Source organism: Streptomyces sp. NBC_00344 (genome assembly GCF_036088315.1).
In the GTDB taxonomy this organism is placed as follows: Bacteria; Actinomycetota; Actinomycetes; order Streptomycetales; family Streptomycetaceae; genus Streptomyces.
The window spans coordinates 613,555-625,914 of sequence record NZ_CP107996.1 but is presented as its reverse complement, the minus strand read 5'-3'; the positions used below and the strand labels follow the sequence as shown (position 1 = coordinate 625,914).

Sequence of the window (12,360 nt, the reverse complement as noted above, 5' to 3'; positions counted from 1 at the left end):
CATGCGGTCAACTCGGCGTTCCGGGCCACTTTTTACAACGTTAGAAGGATCCTGTAAACCCTTCGCGCTGCGGATGGCCCGACTGGACGTCACCTGCGCCCCAGAGTGCTCTCCCGTTCCACCAGGCGGAAGTCCGCGGTCAGTTCGCGTCCGATGCCGGCGTCCGGCCGCTGGTCGGGGCCCTGCAGACTGCTGATGACGGACTCGACCGCGAGTCTGGCGATGGACTGTTTGTCCGGCGAGACCGTGGTCAGCGTGACAGCGCCGAACCGGCCCTCGGCGATATCGTCGAAACCCACTACCGCCACGTCCCAGGGCACTCGCAGACCCCGCTCGGAGAGCACCCGCATCGCGCCGATCGCGACCAGGTCGTTGTAGGCGAACACCGCGTCGGGACGCTGCCCCGAATCCAGCAGCCAGGCCATCGCCGCCGCCCCGTCCCCGCGGTCCCAGCCGCTGGTGGGGGCCACCAGAGCGTCGGGGGCGGGGAGCCCGGCCGCGGTCAGCTCCTCGCGCCAGCCGCGAAGGCGCAGGTGGGCGGGGCGATTACTGCGGTCGGTACGCGCACCGAGATAGGCGATCCGGCTGCGGCCCAGTCCGATCAGATGTCGTACGGCAGCTCGTGAGGCGGCCACGTTGTCGATCGCGATGTGGTCGTAGGGCAGGTCGTACTCACGCTCGCCGAGCAGCACCAGGGGCGCGTCATGGCTGCGGCTGCGCAGATCGTCCTCCTCCAGCTCGATCGGGCTGAGGATCAGTCCGTCGATGACCCGGGCCCGGAACCCCTGGCTGACCAGAATCTCCTGTTCGCGTTCGCCGCGGGTGTGGTCGAGCAGCACGGTGTACTCGTGCTCGGCGGCCGCGTCGACGACCGCACCCGCGAGTTCGGCGAAGTACGGGTTGCCCAGCTCGGGGACGGCGAGAGCGAGGATGCCGGTCCGCCCTTTCCGCAGGTGGCGGGCGGTGAGGTTGGGTACGTAGCCGAGTTCGTCGATGGCCTGCTGGACCCTGGTCCGCATGCCTGGAGTGACGTGCTGGTAGTTGTTCACGACGTTCGAGACGGTCTTGATGGAGACGCCCGCGCGCTCGGCGACATCCTTGAGGCTTACCCCCACTGAATCTCCCCTCCGAATGGTCTTGCACCTGGACAGCGGACAGGAGTCGTGCTGTCATGCCAACTGCCTTTCCTTCCAACGTTGTACAGACTGTTGCAACGAGCCGCCACCCTTCCTCACCAAGGAGGATCCGTGCGCATCAGAAGAAATCTGGCCCTACTCCTCGCTGCCGCTCTCGGTATCGCAGGACTGTCCGGAATGCCCGCTGCCGTCGCGGCGGCTGATCCGGCGGGCTCCGTCGAAGTCCATGGCCTCAAGGGCGACTACTACACCCAGTCGGCCCCCGGCGCATTCGACTTCGACCAGCTCAAGGCCACCGCCTTCGATCCGGACATCGACTTCCCCACACTCGAATCACGACTCACATCCGCAACCGGTCAGGCGGACGATGCCAGCATCCGGTGGACCGGAAAGATAGTCCCCGAGAAGTCCGGCGCCCACACGTTCTCGATGATCGGTGACAACGGTTTCCGGCTCTGGATCGACGGAAAACCGGTCATCGACCACTGGGTCGACGACTGGGAGAAGGAACAGACCTCCCAGCCGGTCGAGCTGAACGCGGGCCAGGCCTATGACATCAAGGTCGAGTACTTCGAACACGAGGGCGGATCGAATCTCCACCTGAAGTGGACCCCGCCCGGAGGTACCGAGCAGCCGGTTCCGCAGTCGGCCTTCCGGCTGCCCGACGGCTACTCGTACGACGGAGCCATCGCTGCCACCGTCCAGAAGAACGGCCGCAGCCTCAAGCTCGACTTCGCCCAGAAGGTCGCGCCACCGCCGGCCACGCTCGGCGACCATCTCCAAGCGGTGATCGGCGGGGCGGCCTGGCCGCTCGGTTCGATCAAGGCCGACCCGGCGGACGCCCGCAGCCTCACCGTCGCGCTCAAGGAACCCGTCGTCGGCAAGAAGGGCGGTGGCGCCACCGGACTGGCCGACATCCGCTACGACGGAAAGGGCGGTCTCAACGGCGAGGACGGCAAGGCCGTCGGGCCATTCTGGTCCAGCGGTCCCAACAACTCCGAGTACGAGCTCAGCACCAAGTGGGCCGGCCAGGTCGGCCCCTCCAACGCGCTGCCCGAGTACCCGAGGCCGCAGCTGACCCGCGACGCCTGGCAGAACCTCAACGGCAGCTGGCAGTTCGCCGCGGCCAAGGCGGGGGAGAAGCCTCCGGTCGGCAGGCAACTGGCCGAGAAGATCCTTGTGCCCTATCCCGTCGAGTCTCAGCTCTCCGGTGTGGAGCGGCACGAGGACCGGATGTGGTACCGCCGCACCTTCACCGTTCCCAAGAACTGGAAGGTCGGCAAGGACAAGCATCTGCAGCTCAATTTCGGCGCCGTCGACTGGCAGGCCGAGGTGTATGTCAACGGCAGGAAGGTCGCGGAACACAAGGGCGGCTACGACAAGTTCAGCGCCGACATCACCGACGCTCTCAAGCCGGGCCGCACCCAGGAGGTGATCGTCGGTGTCTACGACCCGACCGATGCCAAGGGCGGCGAGAACCCCCCGATGGGCAAGCAGCGTCTGGACCCGAGCGGCATCTGGTACACCCCGAGTTCCGGCATCTGGCAGACCGTCTGGATGGAACCGGTAGCGGCCGACCACGCCGGCGCGCTGAAGATCACCCCCGATGTCGCGGGGCAGAAGACCGCGGTCGAGGTACAGGGCGTGCGGGACGGTGTCCCGGTGACCGCGACCGCGTACGACGGCAAGCGCGAGGTGGGTAGGGCCACCGGCCGTACCGGTTCCCCGCTCTCCGTGTCCGTCCCGCATCCGCATCTCTGGTCACCGGATGATCCGCACCTCTATCAGCTGAAGGTAAGCGTCGGATCGGACCGGGTGGGCAGCTACTTCGGGATGCGGTCGATCGCGGTCGAGAAGGTCGACGGCACCCCGCGTACGGTGCTCAACGGCAAGCCCGTCTTCATGATGGCCACGCTCGACCAGGGCTTCTGGCCGGACGGCCTGTACACCGCGCCCACCGACGAGGCTCTGGCCTACGACCTCAAGATGCACAAGCAGATGGGTTTCAACTCCGTCCGCAAGCACATCAAGGTGGAGCCCGACCGCTGGTTCTACTGGGCGGACAAACTGGGTCTGATGGTCTGGCAGGACATGCCGGCCATGGAAGCCGGCACGAACCCGTCCGCGGCCGCCCGCGCCGAGTACGAGCACGAGATGAAGCAGATGATCGACCAGCACAGCAGCCATCCGTCGGTCGTCATGTGGGTGACCTTCAACGAGGGATGGGGCCAGTACGACATGGCGCGCATCGCCGACCAGGCCAAGTCCTGGGACCCGACACGCCTCGTCAACAGCATGTCCGGCATCAACCTGGGTGCCGACGGCGGTACCGGCGACATCATCGACGAACACGGGTATCCGAGTCCGGCCCTGCCGCAACCCGACGGCAGAAGGGCTCTGGTCAGCGGTGAGTACGGCGGACTGGGGCTGGCGGTGCCCGGCCACGCCTGGGCCGTGCAGCAGTCGTACATCGCGGTCGACCAGGCCACGTACACCGACGACTACCTCGCCAAGCTGGACGAGGTGCACAAGCTCGCCTGCCAGGGCAGCAATGGTGCCGTCTACACCCAGATCTCCGATGTGGAGGGTGAGCTGAACGGGTTGATGACCTACGACCGGAAGGTCGTCAAGCCCGATGTGAAGCGGGTGAAGGCCGCTCAGGACGCGCTGATCCATGACGCGTCGCAAGCAGTTCCGGCGGGATGCCCCGCCTCCTGACCGTCCGCAGGGCCCCGGCCCGCCCTCTTCGGGTGGGCCGGGGCTTTCCGGTCGGAACTCTTGACTCCCGTCGCACAGGAACCAACAATGATCGCGTTCTGACAACGTTGTCGAAGGAGTCCGGCGTGTCGCACCATCCGCGCGAGCTCGGCCGACGCCGTTTCGCCCAGTTGCTCGGCATCTCGGCCGCGCTCACCGCCGCACCACTCACGCTGAGCGCAGGCAGGTCCTTCGCGGCACCCGCCGCCGGAACCACCGCGCCCGACGACGTGGCCGCGACCTACCACCGGGTCCTGCTCGCCCACACCCGCTGGTCGGAGACGCAGTGGGACGCCGGACAGGGCCACTACACCGTCAAGGACTTCGGATTCGCCGTCGTCCTCGGCCATGCGGTCCTGCTGACCCGGGGCAGCTATGACGCCGATTCGGCCGGAATCGACCGTGAGACCCTGCGTTCCCGGACGCTGGCCACGATCACCCATTTCGCTGCCTCCAACCGGCTCACCGGAGGTACCGAGTGGGGTCGCAAGCTCTTCTTCGACACCACGTTCCAGTCGTACTTCATCCTTGCCGCGCGGCTCCTCTGGGACGGTCTCGACCAGGCCACCCGCCGCAACGTCGACACCATCGCCCGGGAACAGGCGCAGTACACCACCGGCCTCGGCACCGCGGATGATCCGGACTCGGGCGGCTGGACTCCGCATGGGCAGACCGGCGGTTTCCGGGGCGACACCAAGCTCGAGGAGATGGGCGTGTACGCCCAGTCGCTCGCCCCCGGCCTCGCCTGGGCGCCCGACGACGCGCGCCGGGCCGGCTGGCGTGACGCCTTCGGCCGCTGGAGCCGTAACGAGACGGGGCTGCCGGCAGCCGACCTCGCCAACCCGGCGCTGGTGGACGGCGTCGCGGTCAGCGACAACACCGCACAGAACCTGTACGACACCTTCATCGTCGAGAACCACGAGTCGTTCGGCCCCCACTACCAGGCCGAACTGTGGCGTACCTCGGGCCGCAACGCCGCACACTTCCTCACCGCCGGGCAGCCGCTGCCCGAGGTGCTGACCGCCCAGCCGAACGCCGGCCCGCTCTGGGACACGCTGCTCACCGTCATGAGCGACGCGGGCGAGCCGCTGATGCCCATGGTCGAGGACCGCGAGCATCTGTACGGCCGCGACGTCATCCCGCTCGCCTTCCTGGCCCAGGTCGTCGGTGACCGCGCGGCCGCGCGCGCCGAAGTGTCGCTCGCCGAGCGGCTGGTGGCCTATCAGGCATACCCGCCGGCCGGCCGGATGGCGAAGTTCTCCGGTGAGCCCAAGTACGAGCCCGAGGCCCGCGCCGAGATCGCCATCAGCTATCTGCTGCACGAATGGCGGGCCCGAACCGGCTCCCCGGTACGCCCGCTGAGCGAGCGTGAGCTGTTCGAGCGGGCCGGTGGCGCGCAGGACTTCTCCTCCGGGCCCGGGCTGCTGGCCCATCAGTCGCCCGGCGCCTGGGCGGCCACCGTGACCAAGCCGGGTTTTGTGAAATTCGCCTGGCAGCCCGCGCACGACGACTGGCTCTTCGCTCTCAGCGGGCACACCCCCATGTTCCTGCCGTCGACCGGCGGGAAGGTGACGGTCCGCAACGCCTTGACGTACAGCGCGGTGCGGGACGGGTTCGACGGCAGCGCGAGTCTGCTCACCTTGGACACCGGGTTCGCAGGCCTGACCACGCTTCCATCGGGAGCCGTCGTCTACGCGACCTCCGGGACCGGCCCGGGGGAGGGGCATCTGGAGGTGCGCAATCTGACCATGCCGGGCATCGCGGGCCTCGACGGCAGCCGCACCTACACGGCCGCCGACGGCAGCGCCACGGTACCGGCCGAGGACAGTGCCGCAGGTACCGGTGCGAGCGGACGCACGGACGAACTGGCTGTGCAAGCAGCGTCCTTCAGATATGTCCGGATGCAGGGCGTCACTCCCGATCCCGCCTACGGCTATTCGCTGTACGCCTTCGAGATCCGCGACGGAGCGAGGGGCCCCGACCTCGCGCTCGGTGCGTCTGCCGGCGCGTCGTCCGCCGACACCGGCAAGCAGGCATCCCTCGCGGTGGACGGTGACACCGCCACCCGCTGGGCGGTGTCCCGTACCGACCGGGGCCGGGCGGACAGCTGGTTCGCCGTCGACCTGGGAGAGGAACACCGCTTCGACCGGGTGACCCTTCGCTGGGAGTCGGCGGCCGGCCGCGCCTATGCGGTGCAGGGTTCGGCCGACGGGCGGCACTGGACCGATCTGGCGCGGTACCCGCAGCCGGACCTCCGCAGCCACGGTGGCTGGCTCGCCGTGGACGGCCGCGCGGGACTCGTGGTGCGCGGGGCGCACAACCCGCTGGCGGTGTACGGGGACACCGTCGTCCTCTCGGACGGGCCTGCCGAGCCGCTGCTCGTCGAGGGATATCCGTCGGCCGACGGGCCGAAGACCCGCGCGGCAGCCGCCCGCCCGGTTCCGAAGGCCGACAGCGCTGCGGTGGCCGTGAGCACCGCCGATGACCATCTGAGTCTCTTCAACCTCTCGGCGGAACCGGTGAGCACCCTGGTCTCCCTCCCCGGGCGGTCCGGTCAGGTGCTCCTCTACCCCGGCGACCAGACCGTCACGGCGGACGGCACGGTCTACCGGGCCGAACTCGGTGCGGGATCCGCCGTGCTGCTGCCGCCGCGTCTCGCGCTCCGTACCGATACGGGTGCCAGGATCCCCGCCGGGCTCCGCGCCGAAGTCACGGATGCGAGCACGGTCCGGCTCACCGGACCGTCCGGCCGTTATGCCGTTTCCGCAGCCGGTGGTCCGGCGGCTCGTGTGACGCTGCGCTCGGGGCGCGCCAGGGAGGTCACCGTCCCGGGCGTCACGCCGTATCCGATCGCCGATGCCGCGCTGGGCCGCACGACCTTCCCCACCGCACCGCTGCCGCCCGGTATGTCCGATCCATCGGCCGCTGTCGACGGCAGCCCGCACACCGCGTGGACACCGGGACCCGGCGGCCGCATGGTGGTCGACCTCGGTGCCGCGATGCGGCCGGGTTCGGTGCGGGTGGACTGGACCGGCGGTCGGATCCCGGCGGCGCGAGTGGAGTTGAGTGCCGACGGTCTCGACTACCGGCCCGCGGGAACGCTCGCCCCGCACGGGCAGCACGGAGTCCTGCCGACGGACGGATCGGCCCGCTATGTGGCCCTCGCCGTTCCCGACTGGGCCAGGGGCGACGCATCAGTCGTTTCGATCAGCCTCACCTGACCGGACAAGCCGCCGTACAACGATGTCAATGAACCCCGGAGGTTTCCATCCATGCATTGGACCCAACGGCTTCGCGGAGCGGGAACGGCCGTCGCGGCTGTCACCCTCCTCGGCGGAGTCCTCGCCGCACCGACGGCCCAGGCCGCCGCGTCCCACCCCGGCGATCAACTGACCGATCTGGTCAACCCGTTCATCGGCACAGAGAACGAGGGCAACACCTATCCGGGTGCCGCTGTCCCCTTCGGTATGGTCCAGCTCTCGCCGGACACCGGCCACAACACCGGTTACGACCACGCCCAGACCCAGATCCGCGGCTTCTCCAGCGTGCACATCTCCGGTGTGGGCTGCGGTCTCGGCGGTGATCTGCCGACGCTGCCCACCACGGGCGACGTCACCGAGACCGACTACGCGAAGTACGCGGCGAAGTTCAGCCACGACGACGAGAAGGCGGCGCCCGGCTATTACAAGGTGGGCCTCGACTCCGGAATCACCGCGGAGCTCACCGCCACCAAGCGCACCGGTGTTCAGCGCTACACCTTCCCTGCGACCGGCAAGGCCAATGTTCTGCTGAACGCCGGCCAGTCGCTGCACAAGACCCTCTCCACCACCGTGGAGGTCCTCGACTCCCGCACGATCCGTACCGCCATCACCGGCAGCGGGTTCTGCCAGGACACCAAGCCGTACACCCTCTATACCGTCACCCGCTTCGACCGCCCCTTCACCACGTCGGGCACCTGGAAGGACGGAACCGTCACCGAGGGCTCCAGGAAGTCCACCGGCACGGCGGGCAACGGCGCCTGGGTCCGCTTCGACACCACCAAGGACCGCACGGTCGAGGCCACCACGGCCATCAGTTACGTGGACGCCTCCGGTGCGGCGCGCAATCTGCGCGCCGAGGGCGGCAGGAGCTTCGAGCGCGCGGAGCACGCCGCACAGTCGGCCTGGGAGGACCGGCTCGAGCAGGTCCGGGCCAAGGGGGGCAGCGACACCCAGCGCCGGACCTTCTACTCCTCGCTCTACCGGTCCTTCCTCGCGCCGAACATCGGCAGTGACGTGGACGGCCGTTACACGGGCTGGGACCAGAAGATCCACCGGGCCAGGGGCTTCGACTACTACCAGAACTGGTCCCTCTGGGACACCTACCGCACCCAGACCCAGCTCCTCTCGCTGCTCGCCCCGCGTGAGGAGAGGAACATGGCCATCTCCGTCCTGAAGATCGACGAAGAGAGCGGCTGGCTGCCCAAGTGGGGTTACGGAACGGTCGAGACGAACATCATGACCGGTGACCCGGTCACGCCGTTCCTCACCAACGCCTACCAGCAGGGGCTGCTCAAGGGATACGAGGAGCAGGCGTACCGCGCGCTGAAGAAGAACGCCGACGGCACCCCGCCCGATGACTCTCCCGCGGTGGGCCGCGAGGCCAACACCGAGTACATCAAGAACGGTTTCGCGCCGTACATCAAGGACCGCCCGCACGCCAAGCCCGGTGACTCGGACTTCGACCACGGCGCATCGGCCACACTCGAGTACGCGCTCTCGGACGCGATGCTCGCCCAGATGGCGGGCGAACTCGGTCACAAGGCGGATGCCGCCCGCTATGCGGCACGGGCCCAGAGCTACCGCAACATCTTCGACCCCACGACCGGCTTCTTCCGGGCCCGTGACGAGAACGGCGCCTTCACCGGCCCGGCCGACCCGGCGCAGAGCGAGGGCTTCCACGAAGGAACCTCGTGGCAGTACCAGTGGATGGTCCCGCAGGACATCTCCGGCATGGTGGATCTGATCGGGGGCAAGGACACGGCCAACCAGCGCCTCGACTCCTTCTTCGCCTATCAGCAGCTTCTCACGGACCCGGCGAAGACGGCCCGCGACGTCTGGGTCAACGGCCCCTACGACTACTACAACGCGGACAAGTACAACCCGCAGAACGAGCCCGACCTGATCGCGCCGTACACCTATCTCTCCACCGGGCAGCCCTGGAAGACGACCGACGTGGTACACGCCGCGCTGACGCTCTTCACGGACGCCCCGACCGGCATGACGGGCAATGACGATCTGGGCACCATGTCCGCCTGGAACGTGCTGTCATCCATCGGGATCTTCCCGGTGCAGCCGGGCACCGACACCTGGGGTCTCTCGACGCCCGCCTTCGAGCGGGTCGACCTCGAGCTCGACCGCCGCTACTACCCGCACGGTCACCTGACGGTGTCCGCTCCGGGTGCCTCGGACACCGACCGCTACATCCAGTCGGCCGCTGTCGACGGCAAGGGCCACGCCAAGACGTATCTCACCACCGACGAGATCCGCTCGGGCCGCAACCTCTCCTATACGGTCGGGCCCAAGCCCTCCGACTGGGGCACCGCCCCCTCGGCGGCCCCGCCCGCCATAGGCTGACCGCACATGACGAACCGCCCGCCCCCGTATACCGGGAGCGGGCGGTTTCGCGTCCGGCTGGATCAGCCCATGGCCTTCTGGGCGGCAACGTTGGGCGCGAAGTCGCTGCGCAGCACGTCCTTGCAGTACTTCACGAACCCGGTGTTGTTCACGTACCGGGCGGAGATCCAGTTGTGGCTGCCACGGAGCCGGTACCAGACGGTGTTGCCGTCGATGTTCTGGGCACGGACCTTGCACTCCAGGCCGACCTGGGTGCGATAGGCGAGAACGCCCCGGGTGGACGAGTCCGTGCTGGGGAACTGACGCTCGTTCAGGCCGGTCGGGGAGGTGACGGTACCGTACGGCTGCGCCGGAGGAGCGGCCTGCGCCGGGGCAGCGGCGAGCAGCGTGGCACCGACGGCTGCGGCCGTGGCCAGAGCACCTGCTCCGACCGTGAGGCTCTTACGGAAGGACACGCGATGTGTGACGGTCGTGGGCAAGGCAGGCTCCTGTTCGTGACGCACAGAATCTTTCGCACCATGAAGTCCAGTGGCGCAAAAGGGACATTACTCAATAAAACGTCTATCGCTCCGACGAAACGGCGATGAGGGGCTGAACGTGTGATGCGCAAAGAAACCGCGGCCGTCATATGGGGAACACTGGGCGGATTTTGGTATCCGGCGCGACTGCGTATACCTTCATGAGTTGGTCGATGGACGACTGGGCCCCAGCGCGCTTCTGACCTGGGACTACGGCAGAGGAATTGCGATGACGGTGACAGAGGACAGCCAGGCGTTCGGCCCCGGCATCGATCCGGAGCGGCTGGCTCTCTGCCTGAGCGTGCTCGACGAGCTGGACAAGATCGACGTCGACCACCCGGACGCCATCGCCGTGCGCCGCGCCACCGCAGGCATCTACCGGACGGTGAAGCAGCGCCGCCGCCAGGACCGCCGCGCGGCCAAGACCGCACACGACAGGGCCGTCACGGAGGCCACCGCCACCGGTTCAGCCGAGCGCATCGACGACGAGACCCAGGGTGTGCTGCCGTCGTCCACGGCGAGCGGCGAGATCGCGGGGATACTCCAGCGCCCGCGGTCCTGCTACATCTGCAAGACCCGCTACGTAGAGGTCGATGTCTTCTACCACCAGCTCTGCCAGGACTGCGCGGCCCGCAACCGGGCCCGACGCGACGCGCGGACGGACCTGACGGGCAAGCGGGCGCTGCTCACCGGCGGCCGGGCGAAGATCGGCATGTACATCGCCCTGCGGCTGCTGCGCGACGGTGCTCACACCACCATCACCACCCGCTTCCCCAAGGACGCGATCCGTCGTTTCAAGGCCATGCCGGACAGCGCCGACTGGCTTCACCGGCTCAAGATCGTCGGCATCGACCTGCGTGACCCCGCCCAGGTCGTCGCGCTTGCCGACTCGGTCGCGGCCGAAGGCCCGCTCGACATCCTGATCAACAACGCGGCGCAGACGGTACGGCGCTCCCCGCAGGCGTACAGCGAGCTGATCGCTGCCGAGAGCGCCCCGCTGCCCGCGGGTGAGCTGCCCTCGTCCCAGGTCATCGGGGCCTTCGGCAGCGGCGCTCAGCTGACCTTGCCCAGCGCACGTCCCGGCGGACTGAGCGCCCAGGAGGTGACCGAACTGGCACTCGTCACCGGCTCCGCATCGCCGGCCCGGATCGAGGCCGGCACGGCGATCGACGCCGGAGGTCTCGTACCCGACCTGCATGACACCAACAGCTGGATCCAGACGGTCGAGGAGGTGGACGCCGTCGAGCTGCTCGAGGTCCAGCTCTGCAACTCCACCGCACCGTTCATCCTCATCAGCCGGCTCCGGCCCGCGATGGCCGCTGCCGCAGCCAAGCGCACGTACGTGGTGAACGTCTCCGCCATGGAGGGTGTTTTCAGCCGGGGCTACAAGGGTGCGGGCCATCCGCACACCAACATGGCGAAGGCCGCGCTGAACATGCTCACCCGCACCAGCGGTCAGGAGATGTTCGAGTCCGACGGCATTCTGATGACCGCGGTGGACACCGGCTGGATCACCGACGAACGCCCGCACCCCGACAAGATGCGGCTCGCGGACGAAGGCTTCCACGCCCCGCTGGACCTGGTCGACGGCGCTGCCAGGGTCTACGACCCGATCGTGCGCGGAGAGTCCGGCGAGGATCTGCACAGCGTCTTCCTCAAGGACTACGCCCCCGCGAACTGGTAGGGCCGGGACGACCGGCTCGGGCTCCCTCTCCTCGCTGTGTCCCATGGTCCCGCCGTGGCCCACTGGTCTCTCCACCGCGCCCGGACTGTCCCTCACGGCAGTCGGACGACACTGCACGGCACCCGAACGGAGCAGTGACCGGCGCCGGGTGCCGGAGTGCGGATCCGGGCAGATCATGGCCGAATAGACATGTACCTGAACGGCAGGCAAAGAAAACTTGGCCATCCGAATGTGACCCTATCGAGCGGAACCCCGCTCATTTGGTTATTCTGATGCGAACGGACAGCCGGTGGGGTCCCATCAGACCCTTCGGCCCGTTCTGGGACAGGCACGCACCGAGGCCGCGGTCCCGCCAGGAAAACCGGCGCCACCGCGTCCGAACTGCCCTTGTCCATGCGGTTAACGCGACACAGAGGAGTGCGCGGTGACATCAGAGACCATCACAAAGCGCGAGCAGCACCCAGCAGAACGCAGCGAACGGGCCGGCCGGCCCGAGAAGCTGCTGTGCCTCGACGTCTGGGCCAGGTCCGCCCCGATCCGGCTGGCCGGCTACGAAGACGACCTCGCCGAGCCCCACATCCTGCAGGGAATCGACTGACTCCGCTCAACGGAACGGTGCGTGGCCGGCGCCCGGTGGCATCCATTGCCGC

At 68.3% G+C, this 12,360-nt stretch carries 7 protein-coding genes; 5 read left to right on the top strand and 2 right to left on the bottom strand.

Translation table 11 applies throughout. The features are described from left to right. Window positions 1-89: 89 nt before the first annotated feature. Window positions 90-1,115, bottom strand: coding sequence for a LacI family DNA-binding transcriptional regulator (locus OHS16_RS02975; RefSeq protein WP_328535571.1), 1,026 nt, complete (start codon window positions 1,113-1,115; stop codon window positions 90-92). A gap of 198 nt (window positions 1,116-1,313) precedes the next feature. Here OHS16_RS02975 and OHS16_RS02970 point away from each other — a divergent pair, with 198 nt between their 5' ends. The 3 genes from OHS16_RS02970 (at window position 1,314) to OHS16_RS02960 (ending at window position 9,508) form a co-directional block, all read left to right on the top strand. Beyond that, window positions 1,314-3,854, top strand: a complete 2,541-nt coding sequence (locus OHS16_RS02970; protein ID WP_443042734.1) for a PA14 domain-containing protein — start codon at window positions 1,314-1,316, stop codon at window positions 3,852-3,854. Window positions 3,855-3,979: 125 nt separating this feature from the next. Beyond that, window positions 3,980-7,114, top strand: a complete 3,135-nt coding sequence (locus OHS16_RS02965) for a discoidin domain-containing protein (RefSeq protein ID WP_328535569.1) — start codon at window positions 3,980-3,982, stop codon at window positions 7,112-7,114. 51 nt (window positions 7,115-7,165) lie between these two features. Then, window positions 7,166-9,508 (top strand): GH92 family glycosyl hydrolase, encoded by a 2,343-nt coding sequence (locus OHS16_RS02960; protein ID WP_328535568.1) that lies wholly within the window; start codon window positions 7,166-7,168, stop codon window positions 9,506-9,508. Window positions 9,509-9,570: 62 nt separating this feature from the next. Here the strand turns inward: OHS16_RS02960 and OHS16_RS02955 are convergent, their stop codons facing one another. After that, window positions 9,571-9,987 carry an SH3 domain-containing protein gene (locus OHS16_RS02955; protein WP_328535567.1) on the bottom strand — a complete coding sequence of 139 codons (417 nt, stop codon included), beginning with the start codon at window positions 9,985-9,987 and terminating at the stop codon, window positions 9,571-9,573. 268 nt (window positions 9,988-10,255) lie between these two features. On the opposite strand from OHS16_RS02955, the gene OHS16_RS02950 reads away from it, so the two are divergent. After that, window positions 10,256-11,710, top strand: coding sequence for an SDR family NAD(P)-dependent oxidoreductase (locus OHS16_RS02950; RefSeq protein ID WP_328535566.1), 1,455 nt, complete (start codon window positions 10,256-10,258; stop codon window positions 11,708-11,710). 424 nt (window positions 11,711-12,134) lie between these two features. Then, on the top strand, window positions 12,135-12,308 hold the full coding sequence (locus OHS16_RS02945; RefSeq protein WP_328535565.1) for a hypothetical protein: 174 nt from the start codon (window positions 12,135-12,137) through the stop codon (window positions 12,306-12,308). The last annotated feature ends 52 nt before the right edge of the window (window positions 12,309-12,360 follow it).

What these genes read in the sequence shown, in the direction of transcription:
- OHS16_RS02970 (WP_443042734.1), top strand. Translation starts at nt 1,314, where the DNA reads ATGCCCGCTGCCGTCGCGGCGGCTGATCCGGCGGGCTCCGTCGAAGTC.
- OHS16_RS02960 (WP_328535568.1), top strand. Translation starts at nt 7,166, where the DNA reads ATGCATTGGACCCAACGGCTTCGCGGAGCGGGAACGGCCGTCGCGGCT.
- OHS16_RS02950 (WP_328535566.1), top strand. Translation starts at nt 10,256, where the DNA reads ATGACGGTGACAGAGGACAGCCAGGCGTTCGGCCCCGGCATCGATCCG.